The sequence below is a fragment of the Klebsiella indica genome (assembly GCF_005860775.1).
Lineage (GTDB): Bacteria > Pseudomonadota > Gammaproteobacteria > Enterobacterales > Enterobacteriaceae > Klebsiella > Klebsiella indica.
This window is the reverse complement of sequence record NZ_VCHQ01000018.1, coordinates 1-22,228: the sequence shown is the minus strand read 5'-3', so window position 1 is coordinate 22,228 and position 22,228 is coordinate 1. Positions and strand designations below refer to the sequence as shown.

At 54.2% G+C, this 22,228-nt stretch carries 22 protein-coding genes; 12 read left to right on the top strand and 10 right to left on the bottom strand.

The features are described from left to right. Nucleotides 1–16 precede the first annotated feature (16 nt). Nucleotides 17–658 (top strand): bifunctional 4-hydroxy-2-oxoglutarate aldolase/2-dehydro-3-deoxy-phosphogluconate aldolase, encoded by a 642-nt coding sequence (locus FE839_RS14350; RefSeq protein ID WP_138361481.1) that lies wholly within the window; start codon nt 17–19, stop codon nt 656–658. Between the two features lie 120 nt (nt 659–778). On the opposite strand, the gene purT is transcribed toward FE839_RS14350, so the two are convergent. Further along, nucleotides 779–1,957, bottom strand: coding sequence for a formate-dependent phosphoribosylglycinamide formyltransferase (gene purT, locus FE839_RS14345; RefSeq protein WP_138361480.1), 1,179 nt, complete (start codon nt 1,955–1,957; stop codon nt 779–781). Between the two features lie 136 nt (nt 1,958–2,093). On the opposite strand from purT, the gene FE839_RS14340 reads away from it, so the two are divergent. From FE839_RS14340 to ptrB, 3 genes are all read left to right on the top strand, one after another. Continuing rightward, nucleotides 2,094–2,441 (top strand): YebG family protein, encoded by a 348-nt coding sequence (locus tag FE839_RS14340; protein ID WP_138361479.1) that lies wholly within the window; start codon nt 2,094–2,096, stop codon nt 2,439–2,441. Between the two features lie 146 nt (nt 2,442–2,587). After that, the gene (locus FE839_RS14335; protein ID WP_138361478.1) at nt 2,588–3,274 is read left to right on the top strand and encodes a tellurite resistance TerB family protein; all 687 of its coding nucleotides are present in this window, start codon (nt 2,588–2,590) and stop codon (nt 3,272–3,274) included. 117 nt (nt 3,275–3,391) lie between these two features. Continuing rightward, nucleotides 3,392–5,452 carry an oligopeptidase B gene (ptrB, locus tag FE839_RS14330; RefSeq protein ID WP_138361477.1) on the top strand — a complete coding sequence of 687 codons (2,061 nt, stop codon included), beginning with the start codon at nt 3,392–3,394 and terminating at the stop codon, nt 5,450–5,452. Between the two features lie 6 nt (nt 5,453–5,458). Here the strand turns inward: ptrB and exoX are convergent, their stop codons facing one another. Both exoX and FE839_RS14320 read right to left on the bottom strand, forming a co-directional pair. Next, the gene (exoX, locus tag FE839_RS14325; RefSeq protein ID WP_138361476.1) at nt 5,459–6,118 is read right to left on the bottom strand and encodes an exodeoxyribonuclease X; all 660 of its coding nucleotides are present in this window, start codon (nt 6,116–6,118) and stop codon (nt 5,459–5,461) included. A gap of 78 nt (nt 6,119–6,196) precedes the next feature. Then, nucleotides 6,197–6,427: a DNA polymerase III subunit theta gene (locus FE839_RS14320; protein WP_138361475.1), complete on the bottom strand. Its 231-nt coding sequence runs from the start codon at nt 6,425–6,427 to the stop codon at nt 6,197–6,199. 135 nt (nt 6,428–6,562) lie between these two features. Here FE839_RS14320 and yobA point away from each other — a divergent pair, with 135 nt between their 5' ends. The 3 genes from yobA to FE839_RS14305 are packed head-to-tail and all read left to right on the top strand — an operon-like array spanning nt 6,563 to nt 8,166. Then, entirely contained in the window at nt 6,563–6,937 is a 375-nt protein-coding gene (gene yobA / locus FE839_RS14315) for a CopC domain-containing protein YobA (protein ID WP_138361474.1), read from the top strand. Between the two features lie 4 nt (nt 6,938–6,941). Continuing rightward, nucleotides 6,942–7,811: a copper homeostasis membrane protein CopD gene (gene copD, locus FE839_RS14310; RefSeq protein ID WP_138361473.1), complete on the top strand. Its 870-nt coding sequence runs from the start codon at nt 6,942–6,944 to the stop codon at nt 7,809–7,811. A 16-nt stretch (nt 7,812–7,827) separates the two neighbouring features. Continuing rightward, complete coding sequence (locus tag FE839_RS14305) at nt 7,828–8,166, top strand: YebY family protein (RefSeq protein WP_171034889.1); 339 nt, start codon at nt 7,828–7,830, stop codon at nt 8,164–8,166. Nucleotides 8,167–8,957: 791 nt separating this feature from the next. Here FE839_RS14305 and FE839_RS24675 read toward each other — a convergent pair. Together FE839_RS24675 and FE839_RS14300 are read right to left on the bottom strand one after the other, a co-directional pair. Continuing rightward, the gene (locus FE839_RS24675; protein WP_171034888.1) at nt 8,958–9,101 is read right to left on the bottom strand and encodes an Ecr family regulatory small membrane protein; all 144 of its coding nucleotides are present in this window, start codon (nt 9,099–9,101) and stop codon (nt 8,958–8,960) included. A gap of 147 nt (nt 9,102–9,248) precedes the next feature. Further along, the gene (locus FE839_RS14300) at nt 9,249–10,193 is read right to left on the bottom strand and encodes a VirK/YbjX family protein (protein WP_138361471.1); all 945 of its coding nucleotides are present in this window, start codon (nt 10,191–10,193) and stop codon (nt 9,249–9,251) included. A 164-nt stretch (nt 10,194–10,357) separates the two neighbouring features. Here FE839_RS14300 and pphA point away from each other — a divergent pair, with 164 nt between their 5' ends. After that, on the top strand, nt 10,358–11,011 hold the full coding sequence (pphA, locus tag FE839_RS14295) for a protein-serine/threonine phosphatase (RefSeq protein ID WP_138361470.1): 654 nt from the start codon (nt 10,358–10,360) through the stop codon (nt 11,009–11,011). On the opposite strand, the gene FE839_RS14290 is transcribed toward pphA, so the two are convergent. The 5 genes from FE839_RS14290 to yebS form a co-directional block, all read right to left on the bottom strand. Beyond that, on the bottom strand, nt 11,008–11,199 hold the full coding sequence (locus FE839_RS14290) for a YdfD/YebW family protein (protein WP_138361469.1): 192 nt from the start codon (nt 11,197–11,199) through the stop codon (nt 11,008–11,010). The genes pphA and FE839_RS14290 overlap by 4 nt on opposite strands. A gap of 95 nt (nt 11,200–11,294) precedes the next feature. Next, nucleotides 11,295–11,534, bottom strand: coding sequence for a YebV family protein (locus tag FE839_RS14285; RefSeq protein ID WP_138361468.1), 240 nt, complete (start codon nt 11,532–11,534; stop codon nt 11,295–11,297). A 116-nt stretch (nt 11,535–11,650) separates the two neighbouring features. Further along, nucleotides 11,651–13,084 carry a 16S rRNA (cytosine(1407)-C(5))-methyltransferase RsmF gene (rsmF, locus tag FE839_RS14280; RefSeq protein WP_138361467.1) on the bottom strand — a complete coding sequence of 478 codons (1,434 nt, stop codon included), beginning with the start codon at nt 13,082–13,084 and terminating at the stop codon, nt 11,651–11,653. A 77-nt stretch (nt 13,085–13,161) separates the two neighbouring features. Further along, nucleotides 13,162–15,795, bottom strand: a complete 2,634-nt coding sequence (locus FE839_RS14275; protein WP_138361466.1) for a PqiB family protein — start codon at nt 15,793–15,795, stop codon at nt 13,162–13,164. Beyond that, nucleotides 15,764–17,047, bottom strand: a complete 1,284-nt coding sequence (gene yebS, locus FE839_RS14270; protein WP_138361465.1) for a membrane integrity lipid transport subunit YebS — start codon at nt 17,045–17,047, stop codon at nt 15,764–15,766. Before yebS ends, FE839_RS14275 begins: the two co-directional genes overlap by 32 nt. A gap of 132 nt (nt 17,048–17,179) precedes the next feature. On the opposite strand from yebS, the gene FE839_RS14265 reads away from it, so the two are divergent. The 4 genes from FE839_RS14265 to htpX all read left to right on the top strand — a co-directional run bounded on the left by FE839_RS14265 (nt 17,180) and on the right by htpX (nt 21,796). After that, a complete protein-coding gene (locus FE839_RS14265; protein WP_138361464.1) occupies nt 17,180–17,677 on the top strand; it encodes a GAF domain-containing protein in 498 nt (165 codons plus the stop codon). A gap of 97 nt (nt 17,678–17,774) precedes the next feature. After that, nucleotides 17,775–18,449, top strand: coding sequence for an RNA chaperone ProQ (gene proQ / locus FE839_RS14260; protein WP_138361463.1), 675 nt, complete (start codon nt 17,775–17,777; stop codon nt 18,447–18,449). A gap of 19 nt (nt 18,450–18,468) precedes the next feature. Then, entirely contained in the window at nt 18,469–20,502 is a 2,034-nt protein-coding gene (gene prc, locus FE839_RS14255) for a carboxy terminal-processing peptidase (protein WP_138361462.1), read from the top strand. 412 nt (nt 20,503–20,914) lie between these two features. Continuing rightward, nucleotides 20,915–21,796 carry a protease HtpX gene (htpX, locus tag FE839_RS14250; protein ID WP_138361461.1) on the top strand — a complete coding sequence of 294 codons (882 nt, stop codon included), beginning with the start codon at nt 20,915–20,917 and terminating at the stop codon, nt 21,794–21,796. Nucleotides 21,797–22,228: the final 432 nt, after the last annotated feature.

Sequence of the window (22,228 nt, the reverse complement as noted above, 5' to 3'; positions counted from 1 at the left end):
GGCGAGAGAAAATCTGATGAAAAACTGGAAAACAACTGCAGAAGCAATCCTCACCTCCGGCCCGGTTGTCCCGGTCATCGTGGTGAAAAAACTGGAACACGCTGTGCCGATGGCGAAAGCGCTGGTTGCGGGCGGCGTACGCGTTCTTGAAGTGACCCTGCGTACCGACTGTGCGATAGATGCAATCCGCGCGATTGCCAAAGACGTTCCGGAAGCGATTGTTGGCGCCGGTACCGTCACCAACGTTGAACAACTGAAAGAGGTGACTGAGGCGGGGGCGCAGTTCGCTATCAGCCCGGGGCTCACCGAATCCCTGCTGAAAGCGGCGACCGGCGAAGGCACCATCCCGCTGATCCCAGGGATTAGCACCGTATCCGAACTGATGCTGGGTATGCAGTATGGTCTGAAAGAGTTCAAATTCTTCCCGGCGGAAGCGAACGGCGGCGTGAAAGCGCTGCAGGCGATTGGCGGTCCGTTCGCCAACATCCGTTTCTGCCCGACGGGCGGCATCTCTCCGGCAAACTACCGTGATTATCTGGCGCTGAACAGCGTGCTGTGCATCGGCGGCTCCTGGCTGGTGCCTGCGGACGCGCTGGAAGCGGGGGATTTCGACCGTATCACCAAACTGGCGCGTGAAGCGGTAGAAGGCGCGAAGTAATCTTCGCGCGTTAACTCGCAAAGCCCGGTCTGCGCTAACGTGACCGGGTTTTTTTTATCAGTTTGCGCCGCAAAACCTTTGCGCAACTGACCTGTATTACCGGCCTGTCGCGGCGGAGATTTATCCCGTGACCACTACCGCAGACGCAGCCGCTTTGGCGCGAGCAACCGCTTCATCGACGTTGTCCGCTACCGCCAGGGTCACGCCTAAACGACGCGAGCCATCAATTTCCGGCTTGCCGAACAGGCGCAGTTGCAGGCCCGCACCGACTGCTGCCTGGATATGGCTAAAGGTGACGTTCTGGCTGGTCAGTTGCGGCAGGATCACCGCCGAGGCCGCCGGGCCGTACTGGCGAATGGCGCCAACGGGCAGGCCAAGGAAGGCGCGGACGTGGAGGGCGAACTCAGACAGATCCTGGGAAATCAACGTGACCATGCCGGTATCGTGCGGGCGCGGCGACACTTCGCTAAAAATGACCTCATCGCCGCAAACAAACAGCTCAACGCCAAACAGACCATAACCGCCCAGCGCCAACACGACTTTGCGGGCTATCTCCTGGGCGCGCTCTAAGGCCAGCGCACTCATCTGCTGCGGCTGCCAGGATTCGCGGTAATCGCCATCTTCCTGACGGTGGCCAACTGGCGCACAGAAATGCACGCCATCGACGGCGCTGACGGTCAGCAGGGTGATTTCAAAATCAAAGTTGACTACGCCTTCGACAATCACGCGCCCGGCGCCGGCGCGACCACCTTGCTGCGCGTAGTGCCATGCTTCGGTTAACTGCTCTTCGGAACGAATAAAGCTTTGGCCTTTGCCTGATGAACTCATCACAGGCTTAACGATGCACGGCAAACCGATCCCGGCAACGGCTTCCCGAAATGCGGTCTCACTGTCGGCAAAACGGTAGGCGGAAGTGGGCAGCTTGAGTTCTTCGGCAGCCAGGCGACGGATCCCTTCACGGTTCATGGTGAGTTTCGCCGCGCGCGCGGTAGGAACGACTTTTTGCCCTGCTTGCTCCAGGATGACCAGCGTATCGGTGGCGATGGCCTCGATTTCCGGCACGATGAAATCGGGTTTTTCCTGTTCGATCAGCGCCTGTAACGTTTCGCCATGCAGCATATTGATGACATGTGAACGGTGTGCGACCTGCATTGCCGGGGCATCAGGGTAACGATCGACGGCGATGGTCTCAATTCCCAGACGCTGACACTCGATGGCCACTTCTTTACCCAGTTCGCCGGAACCTAACAACATTACTTTTGTTGCCGCAGGGCGCAGCGCCGTGCCTAATACAGTCATAACTCTCTTCCACAGTGAAAAAACATGCGCCGCATTATAAACGAAAACGTTTGCGCGTGTCTTTATGCGCGTCGATTGAGATTAGGGGCAAAATTTGTTATACTGTATAAAAATACAGTACACAAGGGGCTGCATCATGGCGGTTGAAATTAAATATGTGGTAATTCGCGAAGGTGAGGAAAAAATGTCTTTTGCCAGCAAAAAAGAGGCCGATGCTTATGACAAAATGCTCGATCTGGCGGAAGTCCTTAACGACTGGCTGGTCGCGTGTCCGCTTACCCTTGATGAAGAGCAGCGCGATAGCATGGCGATGTGGCTGGCCGAGCGTAAAGAGACTCTGAATCATATTCTGCGTTCGGGGAAATTGCCTGAGGTCCATGACCACAGCGATCGGCAACACGCCGGACCGGAAGAGGGCGACAACAGCGAAGCCGTCGCTGAATCTGAAGCTCCGGTGAAGCCGCGTAAAGTGAAAGCCGCCTGAGTTCCCTTTGCACAGGGAGTTCTGGCGGTAAAATGAGGATTATGCGCTTTTCAGTATCATATTTGCGCATCTTTAGCTGGTCATACATTTCCTGACACCTCCTCGTTTAGGCTGATGGTATCGCTTATCGCGCAACGAGGAAAAATATGTCGAACTGGCTAAATCAACTGCAGTCTCTGCTGGGGCAGCAGGGACGATCTTCTTTATCTGACGAGCAATCAAGCGGAAAAAATGTGCTGCTGCCGGGGGCGCTTGGCGGGCTGGCAGGCTTGCTGGTCGCCAGTAAATCATCGCGCAAGCTGTTGGCGAAATATGGCACCGGCGCACTGCTGGTTGGCGGTGGCGCAGTAGCGGGAACCGTGCTGTGGAACAAGTACCAACAGAAAATGCGCGCCAGTTCGCCGCAGGAACCTGATGATTCCGCTTTGCCCGCCGGGCTGACGCACTCAGCAGACTCCGTTGAACTCGATGCCCGCAGTGAACGGCTGATTATGGCGCTGATCTTTGCGGCCAAAAGCGATGGACACATTGACGAGCGTGAGCGGGCAAGTATCGAAGAGCAACTGCGCGCGGCAAATATTGATGTTCAGGGACGGGTGTTAATCGACCAGGCGCTGGCTCAGCCACTTGATCCCCGGCGGCTGGCAGAGAGCATTAACAGCGAGCAAGAGGCGCTGGAGGTTTACTACATCAGCTGTGCGGTCATTGATATTGACCATTTTATGGAGCGCAGCTATCTGAATGCTCTCGGCGAAGCCCTTAAACTGCCACTGGATGTCCGTAAGGATATTGAGCAGGACATTCAGGCGCAAAAACAGGCTATAGAGGACTAAATCCTCAGGTTTTGCTTGCATCGCGGGTGACATTTGCCACTCTTATACCTGTCATCCTTCAGCGTGTTTTGCTGCGTGCTGAAGGGCAACTAATATAAGCCGCAGAAGACTAAGTAGATGCCGCCAAAAGCCAAACGGATCCCCCATGCCATGACCTTACATGGCGATACCCGAATCGATAATTATTACTGGCTGCGTGATGATCAACGCTCGCAGCCGGATGTGCTTGATTATCTGAAGCAGGAAAATGAATACGGTAAAAAAGTGATGTCCTCGCAAAGTAGCCTGCAGAACAGGGTACTTAAGGAGATTATTGACCGAATACCGCAGCGCGAAGTGTCGGCGCCCTACAGCAAAAATGGCTATCGTTACCGTCAGGTGTATGAACCAGGATGCGAGTATGCGATTTATCAACGCCAGTCGGTGCTGAAAGAAGAGTGGGATCAATGGGATGTGTTGCTGGACGGCAATCAGCGTGCGGCGGGCAGCGAATTTTACACACTGGGTGGTCTGGGGGTTTCACCCGACAATAATATCATGGCCGTGGCGGAAGATTATCTCTCCCGGCGGCAATATAGTCTGCGTTTTTACCCTTTATACAACGGTGATGAATATCAGGAGGTGCTGGAAAACGTCTCCCCTGATTTTGCGTGGAGTAATGATTCGCAAACGTTGTGGTATGTGCGCAAACACCCGACCACGCTGCTGCCGTATCAGGTCTGGCGTCATCGCCTCGGAACGGCTGCCAGTTCAGATGTTCTGGTATATGAAGAACAGGACGATACGTTTTATGTCAGCGTTCACAAAACCACCTCTCAGCAGTTTGTGGTGATTTATCTGGCCAGCGCGACGACCAGCGAAGTGCTGCTGCTGAATGCTGAAATGGCCGACGCCGAGCCGATCTGCTTTCTGCCGCGACGTAAAGATCATGAATATAGTCTCGATCACTATCAGCATACCTTTTATCTGCGATCGAATCGCGAAGGTAAAAACTTCGGCCTTTATCGTAGTACGCTGCGCGATGAACAACAGTGGGAGACGTTAATTCCTCCCCGTCCTGAGGTGATGCTTGAAGGTTTTACCCTGTTTACCGACTGGCTGGTCGTTGAGGAGCGCCAGCGTGGACTTACCAGCTTGCGACAGATTAACCGCAAAACGAGCGCGTCTCAGGGCATTGCTTTTGATGATCCGGCCTATGTGACCTGGCTTGCCTATAACCCTGAGCCGGAAACCTCCCGTTTGCGCTACGGATATTCTTCGATGACGACGCCGGATACGCTGTTTGAACTGGATATGAACACCGGCGAGCGGCGAGTGCTGAAACAACAGGAAGTGAAAGGGTTTGAGGCCAGCCATTATCGCAGCGAGCATCTGTGGATCACTGCCCGCGATGGCGTTGAAGTTCCGGTATCGTTGGTTTATCGCCATGATCATTTCCGAAAAGGCGGCAGTCCGCTGCTGGTGTACGGCTATGGTTCCTACGGCGCCAGTATGGATGCGGATTTCAGCACCAGTCGGCTAAGTTTGCTCGATCGCGGTTTTGTGTTTGCTATCGCCCATATTCGCGGCGGCGGCGAACTGGGCCAGCAGTGGTATGAAGACGGCAAATTTCTGTGTAAGAAAAATACCTTCAACGATTACCTTGATGTCTGCGATGCGCTGCTGGCGCAGGGCTACGGCGACCCGCGTCTGTGCTATGGGATGGGAGGCAGCGCGGGGGGCATGTTGATGGGCGTGGCGATTAACCAGCGACCGGAACTGTTTCATGGCGTGGTAGCTCAGGTTCCCTTTGTGGATGTGTTGACAACGATGCTTGATGAGTCGATCCCACTGACGACCGGTGAGTTTGAAGAGTGGGGTAATCCGCAGGATCAAGTGTATTACCGCTATATAAAAAGCTACAGCCCTTATGACGGCATCCTGGCGCAGGCGTATCCGCATCTGCTGGTTACCACGGGCTTGCATGACTCGCAGGTTCAATACTGGGAGCCGGCAAAATGGGTGGCAAAATTGCGCGAGCTGAAAACCGATGACAATCTGCTGCTGCTGTGTACGGATATGGATTCCGGACACGGCGGTAAATCCGGGCGTTTCAAAAGTTACGAAGGCGTGGCGCTGGAGTTTGCGTTTCTCATTGGCCTGGCGCAGGGAACACTGCCAGGCATGGCGGAAGTATAAGGCGGGTTACTCACCGAGGTAGTGCTTAAGCGTCAGGCGCAGTTCGGGGCTCATTCGATCCAGGTTATTGAATAACCAGCGTAAATAGCCGGGATCGTTTTCCGCCACTTCTGAGACAGGCTTACCGCGATACTTACCGAAGGTAAAGGTAGAGAGCAGCGTCGGGCGGCCGGTTATGGCCGCCATCTCGTCCGGTGACCAGCCGGACGTTTTGATAATATCAAGCAGCAGAGCGGCGGTAATATAGCAGTCATACAGCGCCCGGTGGTGGTGCAGACCTGGCGGGGTGGCGACGCTGAGCTTGCGCGATTTATACAACCCCATGTTGCTGTACTTAATTCCTGGCCACAGGCGGCGGGCCAGCTTCATCGTGCAAATCCACTCGCCCTGCATTTCCGGTAATACCCGGCGGTCAAAGCTGGCGTTATGCGCGACATACCACTGACTCCCCCTGTATAACGGCACAATCTCTTCGATCCACGGCTTATCCGCGACCATCTCTTCAGTTATACGATGGATTGCCATTGCCTGCGGGGTGATGGGGCGGTCGGGGCGAACCAGGTGGCTCATGGGGTTGGTGATTTGCCCGTCGACAATATCTACCGAGGCGATTTCAACGATGCCTCCCTGCAATCCGCAGGTTTCTGTATCAATTACGCGTAGCATGGCTCGCTCCAGGCCAAAGGAACCAGCGTAATGGAATGTGCGGGGCTTGCCAACCGGGATACCAGCAAGTGACGGGAATTATTTCTGTTTCGGTTCATAGGGCAGGCGAGAGAGCGAAACCGAAGCCAGACGATGAGCGGTCAGACGTTCGCGAAACCAGTCGCGCAGATTTTCGGGCTGCTCTCTTTCGACGAGATCGGCGACCACCGGCATATTGTAGCGTTCTTTAAACGCGACGCCTGCCGCGGCGAGATCGACATTGACTTTGTCCATCTCATGCTGGGAAATCTTCGCCAGATTCTTTTCCATTGGTTTCTCCTCTGATAATGCCGCAAAAAGTACTCAGCACGCGGCAAAAAGGCAAGTCTCATACGCTTAGCTCGACTGCATCATTATACAGGGTTATTCTCTGTGCTACATACATAACAAAAAGGAATGTTGACTATGCCAACCATCGCTGGACGCATGCTGCGTCTGTCCGTATTTCTCGCCGGCGGCCTGACCGCTGCTGGCGCACTGGCTCATGCCCATCTGCAACAACCGCTTCCGGCGGCCGGGGCCGTTGTGGAGGCGTCACCGCAGGCGCTGACGCTGAACTTTTCAGAAGGGATCGAAACACAGTTTAGCGGAGTTACCCTTAGCGGGCCGCAGCATAAGTCCATCGCCCTTGGCAAACTGCGCCGCAGCGACAGTAATAAAGCCCAACTGACGGTGCCTGTCGAACAGACATTAACCTCGGGCGAGTATACCGTTGAGTGGCACGTGGTCTCCGTGGATGGCCACAAAACGAAAGGACACTATACCTTTCGCGTGAAATAGCCTCATGCTTAGCGGCATTTATGTCTGCCTGCGCTTTATCCATTTCCTCTCGCTGATGGTCACTTTTGGCTGTGTGCTTTATGGTGCGTGGTGGGCGCCTTCGGCACTTCGTCGTTTGCTGATGCGGCGTTTCTATCCGCTGATGCGCCATCTGTTACTGATCAACGCTCTGTCGGCGTTGCTGATGTTGATGGCGCAGGGCGGTTTGATGGGCAATGGCTGGCAGGATGTCTGGCAGCCTGCTATCTGGCAGGCGGTTGCCGGGACGCAGTTCGGCGGCGTGTGGGTGTGGCAAATTTTGCTGGCTTTCGTGGCGCTGGTTGTGGTGTGGCTGAAGCCCCGGCGTCCGGCCCGTTTGCTGCTGATACTTCTTGCTGCGCAATTGCTGTTGTTGGCGGCTGTCGGCCATGCGGCGATGAATGAGGGGCTCCGGGGAGTCGCCCAGCGGACAAATCACGCGGCGCATCTGTTTTTTGTCGCCAGTTGGTTTGGCGGTTTACTGCCGTTTCTCTACTGTCTGCGCCTGGCACATGGCCGCTGGCGGCAGTTAGCCATTTCGACCATGATGCGCTTTTCTCGCTATGGGCATCTGGCGGTCGCCGGTACCATCGTCAGCGGGATGGTGAATGCGTTGTTTATTCAGGGCGGGCTTATCAGCGCGTCGCCCTGGGGACGAATGCTGTTGTTCAAATGTGTTCTGGTGGCGGCAATGGTGGCAATTGCGCTGGGGAACCGGTATGTTCTGGTGCCCCGGATGTCGGTAAACGGAACGCGGGCGCAGCGGCTCATTGTGCGTACAACGCAGATAGAAATCGCGCTGGGCGCGCTGGCGCTGTTTGCCGTCAGCCTGTTTGCCACCTGGGAGCCTTACTGAATTAACGGGTTAAATCATGAAAAAAATCGTTCTGACAATGTTGTTACTGGCAAGTTCTGGCGCCGCGCTGGCCGCGCCGCAGGTGATTACCGTGAGCCGCTTTGAAGTGGGTAAGGAGAACTGGGCGTTTAATCGGGAAGAGGTGATGCTGACCTGCCGTCCGGGCAATGCGCTATTCGCGATTAACCCCAGCACTTTGGTGCAGTATCCGCTGAATGAAGTGGCCGAGCAGCAGATGAAAGCGGGCACGATCAACGCGCAGCCGATTTCGGTGATCCAGATTGACGATCCGCAGCGACCAGGACACAAAATGCCTCTCACGCCATTTATTGCGCGTGCGCAGAAACTCTGTTGATCGATATTTGCATCTGGCTATATTCGCAGTCTTCGCAGTCAAAAAACCGCCATTATCCCTGTTCGGGAGGGGCGGTTTTTTTGTTGCTCCTGGCGCATATGTCAGGAATTATTCGTCCACTTTTGTCGCGGACTGGAAAACCTGACGCGGTAAACTACGCTTATAAGGCAAGGCGACTTAGCCTGCATTAATGCCAACTTTTAGCGCACGGCTCTCTCCCAAGAGCCATTTCCCTGGACCGAATACAGGAATCGTGTTCGGTCTCTTTTTATCTGTATGTTTTGAATGCTTTTCTGGAACTGAACAATATTACCCGAATATCCGTATTCGGTCTGACCATACTCTGCTCCGCGCCGTGAGAGTGCGGATATTCTGTGAGCATGGGGAATTCTTGAGAGCAGACCATCCTTCGGTGGTTTGTTAATGGTCTTCGATTTGGCGGATTAACGCGCAGTTTTGCTGCGAAAAGGCGTGATTTCTCATGTTGCTTTTTGTTTTACCGGCGGGGAGAGGCAAGGTGAGAATTTGTAAGTGAACCCTGGACAGCATTGCAACAAAAAACTGACTAAAAAGAGTTAAGAAGAAAAGAAAACACCTGCACGTAATCAGGCCCATAGTGCAGGTGAAGTTTATGGGCCAACATCGGAAGTCGCTCAGTATACACATTTGTATGACAAATAAAACAGCGGACAGGAAAATGCGTTAACACTTCATGCGGTTATTTCATCAGGGTGTTTACTACCCGAACGGTACGGCAGGATACGGCGGGCATACAAATTGCCACAGGGCCTTTATTCTGGCGCCACAAAAGTCGGATATAGCCAGCTTTCGAGATAACTCACCAGGATCCAGATTTCATTGCTAAGAATAAACCAGAGCGCAGAGGCTAAAATAGTCAACAGGATAGCCAGAAGGAGGATTTCTGTTTTGCTCATAACGGCAATAGGTGCTCGGGAAGCGTGCAATGAAGTCATGATAGTAACGAAAACCTCGTAACGGATGCAAACGCCGCGACACCAAACGGCATTTATCCTGTGGAACAGGCACTGTTAAGGATGGCGGGGGCGCGCTGGCGTGTCATGTTAATCCATGAGCCTCGTCATCCGGGAAGCCATATCGTCCAGCAACTGGAAGCGACGGCGATATTCGGCGCGTTTCTTACTGGCAATATTTTCCAGTTTCTTTCTTTCCAGCCGGAGCGGTAAACGCCAGCACAGATCCCCATCCGCAATACCCTCAATAGATTGCCAGAACTCATCGTAGCTGGCGTGAAAGTGGCGTCCTTTGCTCAGCCTGTAGCGTAGCGCACGGAAAACGTGACCGTTATCGCTCACCCCGTAAATGCGCTGAATGTTGCAATGCGCGGCCAGCAGCCAGATGAACTCCAGCAGTAAACGTTTCGGAAACAGACCATAGCAGGCGCGAGTCGCCCGTTTAATGACCTCATGGGGGATATGACTGCGCGGGCCCTGTAGACCGCCGATGATCAATTGCCATTGCGCCTGCTGGCGGATAACGCTGAAGGTGGCGCTGGCGAGCAGGGTTTGATCGCTATCGTGCAGCCACAGGGTCGTCTCTCCCTCGCGCTCCGCTTTTCCCGCCGAGGAGGCGGAGAGGGTAAACCGGTGATCATCTTTGCCTGTGAGTATAAGCAGCGGCATCTCTTTTGCCGAGGTCATCGCGCAGGCAAGACGTGAACCGGGGAGTGAATCGATAAACTGATAGTGGCTAATGATTGCCTGCGCACGCTGGCGAGCGCTGAATCCGCGAATCAAATACTGGCGATGGACTTTTCCCGGCAAGGTTCCCTGGGCGGAGAGGAGCTGGTTGAAGTCCGCGCGCGCTGACAAATTATCCAGCATATCGCGCGTTGGCGCATAAAATAAAGCCGTGCGCAGCAAAAACTTAAGCCGGTAATGACGTTTGAGCCAGATCGGCGCGGGAGTCAGTCGGCCCATTACCAGGTCGGCAATAAGATTTTGATGTCGTTCAACGACATTAGCTGAATGCAGGCTGTTATCCGTCACGGTGAATACCTCGTTGTTATCTGGCCTGTATTCTATGGATATAGCGTGATGAGCTTAATGTCCTGGCGAACTATATTTTGTTTTCGTTTAAAATTGATTGAGGTGTAAAGATTATCGGCGGGAAGTGGAGTAATTTCCCCGTCATTATGCCAGGAGGATGAAATATGTATCAGCGCATTGACGGTTCCGCGTGGCGTAATATCTGGCTGGTCGGCGATCTGCATGGCTGCTTTACGCCGCTTGTTGCTGCGCTGCGTGAGCGAAAGTTTAACCCTTACCAGGATCTGCTTCTCTCGGTAGGCGATCTGATCGATCGCGGGCCGCAAAGTGCGCAGTGTCTGAATTTACTGGGCTGCCGCTGGTTTTACGCGGTGCGCGGAAACCATGAGCAGATGGCGCTGGAGGCGCTGGCGAGCAGCGACATGATGCTCTGGGAGATGAACGGCGGAAACTGGTACAGGCAAAGTTCGCCGAACCAGCGGCGGCGGCTCGCGGAGATGATTGGCCGTTGCCGCCGTCTGCCGCTGATTATTGAACTTCACAGCGGCGAGCAGGTGCATGTGATTGCCCATGCTGATTATCCGGCAGCGGTGTATTGCTGGCAGCAGCCGGTGGATGAGCTGCAGGTATTGTGGAATCGGCAACGCCTTAACAACCATCTGGCCGGGCGTCACCACGCGATGACCGGCGCGGACCATTTCTGGTTCGGTCATACGCCGCTTAAACGGCGCTATGACTATGATAACCAGCACTATATTGACACCGGGGCGGTGTTTGGTGGGGCGCTAACCCTGGTGGCGCTACAGCAGGCAGGTTAAAAGTCGCTGTATTCGCGGGCGGGAAGCCAGAAACGATCAATAAAATCTTCTACAGGAAAGCAGCCGCCGTGGCGTATCCGCTGATCGTTCATCGCGTTGATACACTGCCGTTCGTTATCGTAAACATCCACGACGATGTTTTCGCAGCCGCCATCCAGGTAGCAAATAAACAGCACTAAGGCAAACATTCTGCCCTCATCTCTGAGAAAACATATGAATAAGTGTAGGAGATGTCAGGTTAAGGGGGAACAAATAACCCGTCTGAGGCGACGGGTTCATTGGATCAGGCAAGGCGCATGACCCAGGCGTCGGACTGGCGGTCATAGTGCTTACGGTAGAGGACGGAATGTTCGCCATCAAGTATGGCGGGTATGCTGGTGTCTGCGTCCCATGCATCAAGTTGCATGCATAAATCCGGATCGGATTTACAGGGAATGCTTAACGTTCGCTCTCCCTGCTGTTCGCCATGCAGTTCGGCGTCATCGATTTCAAACGCGCCGATACGTACGCTGGTTTTAGTCATAAATTAACCCCGTTTATCTGCTGAATTGTGGTACGACCAGTCAAGGGCCGACATTTTTCAGCGTAGACAAACGTGCGAAAACCGCCAGTGAAAAAATGCGGTTTTTATGCGCCGCATCACGACTTGCCGCTAAACAGCTTCCCGTCGCGGACCAGTTCGCGGGGATAGCTATTTTTTAAACGCGATCCCACTTTTTTCGCCAGTCCCAGCGGCGCGCCCTGAAAAGTGACAATGACATCGTCCTGCAGCGGGAGCGTTTCAGGGTAGATGTCGCGACCGCGATACCACTCTTCCGCCTCGGCCTGGGTCAGTTCAAAAGGCGCAGCTGGCGCGGCAAAGGCAATAATCGCTTCATGTTGCCAGCGGTAGCCTTTATTGTGCGTTTCGGCAAGACGAATCCCGATACGGGAGAAACGAACTTTACCAAATAATGCGTCGAGCGCCCGGGGAAACAGCCAGATTTCTTTATCACGCTGCCAGAGTGTATGGCTGGCGTCCCACCGCAGGCCAATAGCGGCGGCAGCGGCGGTAACGGCGGCAGATTCACGATTTTTCAGCGGGGTGAACGGAAATTTGCCAACCTTATAGCCGGGAGTGGGGAGTGGTTCGATGGCGGCGGTTTTACGCAGTCGGGCGACAAAGAAGCCTTCGCAGTCAAAAATCTGCGGGAAGACGTGCAGGAATCCCTCTTCGGTCAGCGCCTCGTTAGCCTGCGGGAACAGCGAACCGAGCGGCAACACTTCCGCGGCCTGCGGGAAGCGGGCTAATAGTCCGTTGACCACATCTTCGTTTTCCTGCCGGTTCAGGGTACAGGTGGAGTAGACCAGCGTGCCGCCCGGGCGAAGCGCGTGGAATGCGCTATCGATCAGTTCACGCTGGGTTCGTGCGATTTCCTCGTTGCTTTCCGGCGACCAGTTTTTCAGCGCATCGGGATCTTTACGCACCACGCCTTCGCCGGAGCAGGGCGCATCGAGCAGAATAGCGTCAAAACACTCCGGCAGCGCGGCGCCGAATACCCGGCCATCAAAATGCGTTAGCGCCACGTTGCCGATACCGCAGCGGCTGATATTGGCATGCAGCACTTTGACCCGACTGGCGGAATATTCATTCGCCAGAATCCCGCCTTCATTGTTCATCCGTGCGGCAATTTGCGTCGTTTTGGACCCCGGCGCGGCGGCGACGTCCATTACTCGCTGCGGCATTTCATTGTCCGCAAACAGCGCGGCGACCGGCAGCATGGAGCTGGCTTCCTGAATATAAAACAGCCCGCTGAGATGTTCCGCCGTACTGCCAAGCGGCACGGCGTCAGTGTCTTCGCGTTCGATCCAAAAACCTTCTTCGCACCAGGGCACTGGCGTCAGTTGCCAGCCGTAGGGGGCAACCCGTTGCAAAAAGTCAGCGACGGTGATTTTCAGCGTATTGACACGAATGCTTCGGCGCAGCGGACGCTGGCAGGCGTCGATAAAGTCAGCGAAAGAGAGATGCGCTGGCATCGCCGCACGCATTTGAGCGAGGAATTCTTCAGGGAGATAGACAGGGTTTTGAGCCACGAGGTGCGCACCACAACAAAATAAGGGGACGCAGTTTACCATAAAGGCTCCGGCATCGGACACCGGAGCCTTTGGTGTTAACGTGGCAGAGCGGTACCCCATTCGCGCCACTCTTTTGGTTCACTCTCCAGCAGCAGGAAATGTTTGCCATCCTGTGCTTTCGGCGCCAGCGGCGTACCCGGCGGCGTCGCAAAAGCGATACCGCCGCGAATAAACTGATTAAAGGTTCCGGTTTTTACCACTCCGCCAATCAGGCCAAAATCGAGGCTATAGCCGGAAGCCAGCCAGAATACGGAGTTGTTGCGTACCAGATACTGATAACGTTTACTGATGCGCAGTTTCACCATCACCCGATCCGACATTGAGCCAAGCGTCAGACCGGTCACCGTCCCGACTTCAAGCCCACGGAATAGCACCGGCGTACCGATACCCAGTGAACCCGCTTCCGGGGCTTCCACGATAATGCTCAGACCGTCGATATAACGTGAATCGCTAATCGTGGTTTCCTGAATTTCGAAATCACGACTCGGTGCGCCACGGCCGGGTTCGACGTTGATATAGGCCTGGAACAGGGTATCGAGATTCTCGACACCGGCTGCGGAAATTTGCGGCGTAATCACGGAGAAACGGGTCCCTGCGCGGGCAAACGTATTAACGTATTCCGGGTACAGAACGGCCTTCGCCTGTACTTCGTTTTTGGCGGTAATTAAATTCAATGATTGGATCTGGCCGATATCAATCCCCAGATAGCGAATCGGCATACCTTCCTTCATTTTTCCGGCGTCGAACGCATGCAGGGTGATTTGTCCGCCGACCGCACGGGCGGCGGCTTCCGATGCATACAGAATGCGTTTATTATCGATACGCGCGCCGGAACTGGCGCCGCTGAGGTTATCAAAACTGATTGCTCCTTTCAGCGCGCGGGAAAGCGGGGAGGCCTGGACCGTCAGACCGCTGCCGTTAAGCTGAACTTTGGCGCCGCCTTCGGCCCAGAATACGCTGTTGCTGGTCAGCAAATGATGGTATTCCGGCTGGATATGGATATCGATCTCAAAGGCGTTTTTCCGTGGCCGGACGCTGATGATTTCGCCTACCGCAAATTTACGATACAGCACCACGGAGCCTGCCTGTATGTCCGGCAGCGTCTCTGCGGAGAGGCTGAGGGTAGTGGTGGGCACGTCGCTCAGGCTGTTTTCCTGCGCTTTTTCCTGATTAGCGTACAGCGGATAGTGGCGTTGCATCTCCCCTTTACTGCCCGGAATAATCCGAATGCCGCCGTTGAGCCACTCGCTGGCGCTGGCGCCAAGGAGCTGTACGCCGTCGAGGCCAACTTTGACATCAATACGGCTGTTGACCACGAATTTGCTGTCGCCATGAATCAGAGAACGATATTCCGGCATCACGGCCACCTGGAAGGTTACGCCATCGGCGTGCAGTTCGCGTTCCAGCACCTGACCGATTTGCACGCCGTGCAGGATCAACGGCTGTCCGACATTGATACCATAGCTTTCCGACGCGTTCAGCGTCACCGTAGCGACATTCGGCTCTTCGAGCAGCGATTTATCGGCCGGCAGAACCACAAAGTGGTCGCGCGGCTCGCCTTCACCGGGAATCAGTTCGAAGGTCGGTCCGGTCAACAGCGCGCTGATATCAGGATTCTCCAGAGAAATTTTCGGTTTTTTCATCTGAATCAATGTCTTCTCACGCAGCAGTCCGACGACGCTCGGGTCGACAGTCATTTCACCGGTCACTTTCCCGTCGGCATTCAGATTCAGCTTGCTAAGCAGACCAACCTCCAGGCCCTGATACATCAGCGGCGTGGAGCCCGCTTTGAGTCCCGCGCCATCGGTAAGTTCCAGTTTAATTACGACGCCGCGCTGGCTGTGGGCCAGATCGTCATATAGCCGGTAGTCGCTATTTTGTTGGGCCTGTGGCGAATTATTCGGTGAATCAAAGGCAATAGCGCCGTTAACCAGCGCGGAAAGACTTTCCAACTGGACTTTCGCGCCGCTTAAGCTGATGTCTGCCTTAACCCCGGAAACGTTCCAGAAACGGCTGTCTTTTTTCACCAGATTGGTGAACCGACGTTCAATCAGAACATCAATCGTCACGCCCTGATTGTTGGGATTAATGGCGAAGTCATAAACCCGGCCGACGGGAATCTTGCGGAAATAGACCAGTGAGCCGCTGGTTAACGCGCCTAAATCCGCCGACTTGAGGTGAATCATCAGCTCGCCGTTATTAATGTGGTATTGCGGCTGGGTATCGAGGGCGACAAAGTGATCTTCCGGATCGCCCTGGCCGGGCATCATGCCGATATAGTTCCCGCCGACCAGCGCATCAAGGCCTGAGACGCCGGCAAGAGAGGCTTTCGGCGTCACCAGCCAGAATTGTGTATCCTTGCGCAATGCATCTTTCATATCCCCTTTGATGCTGGCTGAAACTTCGATCTTGCTCAGATCTTTGCTCAGAGAGATATTCTCTACCGTGCCGACTTCCACCCCCTGGTAGCGGATGGGCGTGCGCCCCGGCACGATACCATTAGCTGACTGGAAGTCGATGGTGATCGTCGTGCCGTGATTTTGGTAGCTGGTCCAGATGAGCCAACCGGCAATCAGGAGCGCAATGACCGGCAGTAACCAGAATGGCGAGATGCGGCGTTTAGTTTTGATTTTGGCTTCAGTCGTCGAAGCGGGCGTTTCCTGACTCATGTGCGTCCCAAAGTAAGCGGCTGTCCAGCCATTCTACAGCGAGGATAGTTAATATCACTGCGGCGCCAAAATAGACCGCGGCGGGCCCCATCGTAAACGCGAGGAGCTGATCGCGATTGATTAGCGACATGGTTAATGCAATGACAAAAAGATCCAGCATTGACCAGCGACCAATCCAGGTAATCAGCCGCAATAGCCGGATGCGGGTACGTAGCCCCTGTTCGCATTTAAATTGTATGCTGAGCAGTAGCGTAAATAACACAATAACTTTAGTGAACGGCACCAGAATACTGGCAATAAAAACCACGCCAGCGATGGCGATGTTGTTGTTCGCCAGCGACATAATGCCGGAAATGATAGTGTCATCCTGGCGGGTACCGTTGATGTAGATAATCGATATCGGCAGCAGGTTCGCCGGAATCAAAAAAACCATCGAGGCAAGCAGCGCCGCCCAACTCTTTTGCAGGCTCTGCGGTTTCCTGTGGTGCAGAGGCGTATGGCAGCGGCGGCAGCGGCCACGGTTATCGCGATGGCCGGTATAATGGCAGCCAGGGCAAACTTGTAAGCGACTATCCGGCTGCTGCGCCGGGCGAGTGGGGTAAAAACGCGTCCATAGCTCCTCGACATTCAGATGAATGAGCGTCAGGATACTGAGCAACGTCAGGGAGATAAACGCGATAAGCCCGATTCCCGGTTGCAGGAACGCATAATCCTGCACCTTGATGGCGGCGACGCCGATGCCGACCAGATAAATGTCTAACATGACCCACTCTTTGAGCCGCTCCAGCATCAGCAAAACCGGGCGCAGATTCATTCCCAGCACGTTACCTAGCCACAGATAAGCGATGGAGACGACCAGCAGAACCGGCGCGACGATAGCGCAAAACAGCACCATCGCTGCCGTCAGCGGATCTCCCTGGCTGGTCATTTGCCAGATCCCCTGAAGTACGTTAGCGTCAATACGGACACCAAGCAGGTGCAAATGGAGAAGCGGCTCGGTCCAGGCAAAAGGCATTAGCAGTAGCATGGTGATAGCCATGCTACCCAGCCGGGAGAGCGACCAGTCACGACCATCACGGATTTTAGCGTTGCAGCGAGGGCACCATGCGCTTTGATTCCTTTTAAGGACCGGTAAGTGGAAGAGCAGATCGCACTGCGCGCAGCGCTGGTAATGGGCGTGCAGAATGGGCTCGCTTACCGCGTGGACGACGATCTTTTTCGCTGGCGTAATCCGGGATATTTTTAGTGGCATTTATAACGTGCGTGAATGAGTGTATCTCTCTATCTTAACCCAGGAATGAATTCATCTTGAGCATGAACGCATTTAAAGCTTATTTTATTAGAGTGTACGTGTCAGGTAGTCAGGCAACTAAGCGAATAAATAATGAACAAATCAGAATTTTACGCGGATCTGAACCGCGATTTTCAGGCGTTAATGGCAGGTGAAAGCAGTTTTTTGGCGATGATGGCCAATACCAGCGCGCTGCTGTTTGAGCGGCTGGCTAATGTGAACTGGGCGGGTTTCTATCTGCTTGAAGGCAATACGCTGGTTCTTGGCCCGTTCCAGGGCAAGCTGGCCTGCGTGCGTATTCCGGTTGGCCGCGGTGTCTGCGGTACTGCGGTTGCACAGAATCGCGTGCAGCGCGTAGCGGACGTGCACGCGTTTGACGGACACATTGCCTGTGATGCCGCCAGTAATTCTGAGATCGTCTTTCCGCTGCGGGTGCGTAATCAGGTGATCGGCGTCCTGGACATTGATAGTACGGACTACTCTCGTTTCACCGCTGAAGATGAACAGGGGCTTACCGAACTGGTTGCGCAGCTTGAAAAATGCATTTCTGCGACTGATTATCAAAAAATATTTACCCACGCCGCAGGATAATCAACGGATAACGTAGCATTTAGCGATGGCGTCATTATAATGACGCCTGTTCATGCCTGCGGCTTGTTGGCGACGTCCGTTGTAATCAGGAAATTTCATGGAAAATCAACCTAAGTTGAATAGCAGTAAAGAAGTCATTGCGTTTCTGGCCGAACGTTTTCCTCAGTGTTTTAGCGCTGAAGGGGAAGCGCGCCCCCTGAAAGTCGGTATTTTTCAGGATCTCGTCGAACGTGTTGGCGGAGAGATGAATCTCAGTAAAACCCAACTTCGCGCTGCTTTGCGTCTCTATACTTCGAGCTGGCGTTATCTGTACGGCGTTAAACCCGGCGCTGTCCGCGTCGATCTCGACGGCAATCCTTGCGGCGAACTGGAAGAGCAGCATGTCGCTCATGCCCGCCAGCAACTGGAAGAAGCAAAAGCCCGCGTTCAGGCGCAGCGTGAGGCCCAGCAGGCGAAAAAACGTGAAGCCGCCGCCGCAGGTCAGTCAGAAGAGGGCGCTCGCCGTCAACGTAAACCGCGTCCTCAGATGCGTCGCAAAGAAGGCGCTGAACAATCGCGTAAACCGCGCCCGGCGGTGGCCAGGGCACCCCGTGAAGAGCGTCATACCCCTGTATCAGATGTGTCAGTATTGACCGTAGGTCAGGCGCTGAAGGTGAAAGCCGGTAATAATGCAATGGACGCCACCGTCCTGGAAATCACCAAAGATGGCGTTCGTGTACAGCTGACTTCTGGTATGTCAATGATTGTACGCGCAGAACACCTGGTGTTCTGAAACGGAGGCCGGGGCAGGCATGAACAAATTCTTTAAGCTCACCGCGTTGGCGGGCCTGCTGGTTATAGCAGGCCATGCGTTCGCCATAGATGATATCACCCGGATTGATCAAATCCCCTTGCTGAAAGAAGAGCCGCAGCATGCGACGGTGAGCGAGCGCGTGACATCGCGCTTTACCCGTTCTCACTACCGCCAGTTTGATCTCGATAATGCCTTTTCGGCGAAAATTTTCGATCGTTATCTGAATCTGCTTGATTACAGTCACAATGTGCTGTTAGCCAGCGATGTCGCGCAGTTCGCCACCAGGAAGGACCAAATCGGTGATGAACTGCGCAGCGGCAAGCTGGATGTCTTTTACGATCTGTATAACCTGGCGCAGAAGCGGCGTTTCGAGCGCTATCAGTATGCGCTGAAGGTGCTGGAGCGTCCGATGGACTTCACCGGCAATGACACCTTCAATCTTGATCGCAGCAAGGCGCCCTGGCCGAAAAACGAGGCTGAGTTGAACGCGCTGTGGGATGCGAAAGTGAAGTTTGACCAGCTTAGCCTGAAGCTGGCGGGCAAAAACGATAAAGAGATTCGTGAAACCTTAACCCGTCGCTACAAATTTGCCATTCGTCGTCTGGCGCAAACCAACAGCGAAGACGTTTTTTCGCTGGCAATGACCGCTTTTGCCCGCGAGATCGATCCGCACACTAACTACCTTTCACCGCGTAATACCGAGCAGTTCAACACGGAAATGAGCCTGTCTCTGGAAGGTATCGGCGCAGTGTTGCAGATGGATGATGACTACACGGTGATCAACTCTCTGGTTGCTGGAGGTCCTGCGGCGAAAAGCAAAGCGCTCAGTGTGGGGGACCGCATTGTTGGCGTTGGACAGCCGGGTAAAAGCATCGTTGACGTGATTGGCTGGCGTCTTGATGATGTCGTCGCGTTGATTAAGGGGCCGAAGGGAAGCAAGGTCCGTCTGGAAATTCTGCCTGCCGGTAAAGGCGCGAAAACGCGTATTATCACTTTGACGCGCGAACGTATTCGCCTTGAAGACCGTGCGGTGAAAATGTCAGTCAAAACCGTCGGCAAGGAAAAAGTTGGCGTGCTGGATATCCCGGGGTTCTATGTCGGCCTGACGGATGACGTGAAGGTGCAACTGCAGAAGCTGGAGAAACAGAACGTCAGCAGCATTGTTATCGACCTGCGCAGTAACGGCGGTGGCGCGCTGACCGAAGCGGTTTCGCTTTCCGGCCTGTTTATTCCATCCGGTCCGATTGTTCAGGTACGCGATAACAACGGTAAGGTACGCGAAGACAGCGATACAGACGGTGTGGTGTATTACAAAGGTCCGCTGGTTGTGCTGGTTGACCGCTTCAGCGCCTCGGCGTCTGAAATTTTCGCCGCAGCGATGCAGGACTACGGTCGCGCGCTGATCGTCGGTGAGCCGACCTTCGGCAAGGGGACCGTCCAGCAGTATCGTTCTCTGAACCGAATTTACGATCAGATGCTGCGTCCGGACTGGCCGGCTCTGGGCTCTGTACAGTACACCATTCAGAAATTCTATCGTATCAATGGCGGCAGTACGCAGCGTAAGGGCGTCACGCCGGATATTATGATGCCGACCGGTACCGAAGAACGCGAAACCGGCGAGAAGTATGAAGATAACGCGCTGCCGTGGGATAGCGTCAACGCCGCAAGCTATGTGAAATATGGCGATCTGACGCCGTTTGAGCCGGAACTGCGGAGGCTCCACGATCAGCGTATCGCGAAAGATCCAGAGTTCCAGTACATCATCAAGGATATTGCGCGCTATAACGCGATGAAAGACAACCGCAACATCGTTTCTCTGAACTACGCGAAGCGTGAAAAGGAGAATGAGGAAGATGATGCGATTCGTCTGGCGCGCATTAACGATCGCTTGAAACGGGAAGGCAAACCGTTACTGAAGAAACTGGAAGATTTACCGAAGGATTACCAGGAGCCGGATCCGTATCTCGATGAAACGGTTGATATTGCGCTTGACCTGGCTCATCTGGAAAAGGAACCGCCAGCCGGTAAATAAGCATACAACGGGCACAAGTGATTGTGCCCGTTTTCATTTCACTCACTGCTGCGCGTCCTGTGGGCACAATGTCGGTCAGTTCAGTCGCTCTCCGGGATTTTACGCCGGTTTATTCGCCTGGGTAATTATCCTTTTTCTTGCCGTGCTTTGGCGAAAAGCGCATTTTTCCCCATGTAGATCTGTGGCCTGTGAACGGCATCGCGCGTTTCGCTCGCACCATGATCCGGATGTTTTTTGCTTAATCTCAACAAAATGTCAACCTCTCTTCCGGGCGTCAGCAAGATGCTACAAAATGTAAAGTTGTGTCTTTCTGGTGACTTAGCCGCCCCTGATAGTTGAAAATTGGTGTTCTACCCATACCATGTGGGTAATCGCATAGTGCGTTTTGTTAAATTGAGGTTAAAAGAAAATTATGATGCGAATCGCGCTTTTCCTGCTGACCAACCTGGCAGTGATGGTGGTATTCGGGCTGGTGCTAAGTCTGACGGGAATTCAGTCAAGCAGCATGACCGGGCTGCTGATCATGGCGCTGTTGTTTGGTTTTGGCGGTTCTGTCGTTTCGCTGCTGATGTCGAAATGGATGGCGCTAAAATCGGTGGGTGGAGAAGTTATTGAGCAACCGCGTAACGAAACCGAACGCTGGTTAATGAATACTGTCGCACAGCAGGCACAGCAGGTGGGAATCGCTATGCCGCAGGTGGCTATCTACCATGCGCCAGATATTAACGCTTTTGCAACTGGCGCACGTCGCGATGCGTCTCTGGTCGCCGTGAGCACCGGGCTGTTGCAGAATATGAGTCGTGATGAAGCAGAAGCGGTTATTGCCCACGAAATCAGCCACGTAGCAAATGGTGATATGGTCACCATGACGTTGATTCAGGGGATCGTAAACACCTTCGTTATCTTTATCTCGCGTGTTATCGCGCAGATTGCGGCCGGTTTCCTCGGCGGCAACCGTGATGAAGGGGAAAGCAGCAACGGTAACCCGCTGATCTACTTCGCGGTTGCCACGGTACTGGAGCTGGTATTTGGTATTCTGGCCAGCATTATCACTATGTGGTTCTCCCGCTACCGTGAGTTCCACGCGGATGCCGGTTCAGCAAAACTGGTGGGGCGTGAGAAGATGATCGCCGCGTTGCAGCGACTGAAAACCAGCTACGAGCCGCAGGAAGCCAGCAGTATGATGGCGTTTTGCATCAATGGTAAAGCGAAATCTATGAGCGAGCTGTTTATGACGCACCCGCCGCTGGATAAACGTATCGAAGCGCTGCGTAGCGGAGAATATCTGAAATAACGCTTCGCGTCGGGAACAGGCACTAAAATCCGCAACTTTCGGGCCTAATGCCGTTCACTTAAGCAAATCATCGGTGTTATCTTTTGTTTTATTTGCCTGTGGCAAACGCATTATCGGTGGTTTAAACGAAAATCTGATTCGGTTGATTCACTAACTGAGCTGATACGGGCTGAAATATAAAGGATATAACTTTTTTATGACTTTCAGCCTCTGAAAAGCCACTGACGAATAACGGACTCACCGCATGGGGGTTGGGCGCATCAAGGAAACCTGGCGAGAACGCAGGCGCGCATCCAGGACTGGCCGCCAGGACGGCGGCCAGAGGGCGGGTCGAGACAGGGACGTCGAGTCCCGTCCGGTCCGCCAGATGAAGCCGGAGTGGAGCGGACCGCGGAGCGGCAGGTTTTCAGCGCAATGCCGGGGGTGCAGGGG

What these genes read in the sequence shown, in the direction of transcription:
- prc (WP_138361462.1), top strand. Translation starts at nt 18,469, where the DNA reads ATGAACAAATTCTTTAAGCTCACCGCGTTGGCGGGCCTGCTGGTTATA.
- FE839_RS14285 (WP_138361468.1), bottom strand. Translation starts at nt 11,534, where the DNA reads ATGACTAAAACCAGCGTACGTATCGGCGCGTTTGAAATCGATGACGCC.
- exoX (WP_138361476.1), bottom strand. Translation starts at nt 6,118, where the DNA reads ATGCTACGCGTAATTGATACAGAAACCTGCGGATTGCAGGGAGGCATC.
- FE839_RS14265 (WP_138361464.1), top strand. Translation starts at nt 17,180, where the DNA reads ATGAACAAATCAGAATTTTACGCGGATCTGAACCGCGATTTTCAGGCG.
- FE839_RS14275 (WP_138361466.1), bottom strand. Translation starts at nt 15,795, where the DNA reads ATGAGTCAGGAAACGCCCGCTTCGACGACTGAAGCCAAAATCAAAACT.
- purT (WP_138361480.1), bottom strand. Translation starts at nt 1,957, where the DNA reads ATGACTGTATTAGGCACGGCGCTGCGCCCTGCGGCAACAAAAGTAATG.
- yebS (WP_138361465.1), bottom strand. Translation starts at nt 17,047, where the DNA reads ATGCCACTAAAAATATCCCGGATTACGCCAGCGAAAAAGATCGTCGTC.
- FE839_RS14320 (WP_138361475.1), bottom strand. Translation starts at nt 6,427, where the DNA reads ATGGAAAAGAATCTGGCGAAGATTTCCCAGCATGAGATGGACAAAGTC.
- FE839_RS14335 (WP_138361478.1), top strand. Translation starts at nt 2,588, where the DNA reads ATGTCGAACTGGCTAAATCAACTGCAGTCTCTGCTGGGGCAGCAGGGA.
- htpX (WP_138361461.1), top strand. Translation starts at nt 20,915, where the DNA reads ATGATGCGAATCGCGCTTTTCCTGCTGACCAACCTGGCAGTGATGGTG.
- FE839_RS24675 (WP_171034888.1), bottom strand. Translation starts at nt 9,101, where the DNA reads ATGAGCAAAACAGAAATCCTCCTTCTGGCTATCCTGTTGACTATTTTA.
- proQ (WP_138361463.1), top strand. Translation starts at nt 17,775, where the DNA reads ATGGAAAATCAACCTAAGTTGAATAGCAGTAAAGAAGTCATTGCGTTT.
- FE839_RS14305 (WP_171034889.1), top strand. Translation starts at nt 7,828, where the DNA reads ATGAAAAAAATCGTTCTGACAATGTTGTTACTGGCAAGTTCTGGCGCC.
- FE839_RS14350 (WP_138361481.1), top strand. Translation starts at nt 17, where the DNA reads ATGAAAAACTGGAAAACAACTGCAGAAGCAATCCTCACCTCCGGCCCG.
- FE839_RS14290 (WP_138361469.1), bottom strand. Translation starts at nt 11,199, where the DNA reads ATGTTTGCCTTAGTGCTGTTTATTTGCTACCTGGATGGCGGCTGCGAA.
- pphA (WP_138361470.1), top strand. Translation starts at nt 10,358, where the DNA reads ATGTATCAGCGCATTGACGGTTCCGCGTGGCGTAATATCTGGCTGGTC.
- FE839_RS14340 (WP_138361479.1), top strand. Translation starts at nt 2,094, where the DNA reads ATGGCGGTTGAAATTAAATATGTGGTAATTCGCGAAGGTGAGGAAAAA.
- ptrB (WP_138361477.1), top strand. Translation starts at nt 3,392, where the DNA reads ATGCCGCCAAAAGCCAAACGGATCCCCCATGCCATGACCTTACATGGC.
- copD (WP_138361473.1), top strand. Translation starts at nt 6,942, where the DNA reads ATGCTTAGCGGCATTTATGTCTGCCTGCGCTTTATCCATTTCCTCTCG.
- yobA (WP_138361474.1), top strand. Translation starts at nt 6,563, where the DNA reads ATGCCAACCATCGCTGGACGCATGCTGCGTCTGTCCGTATTTCTCGCC.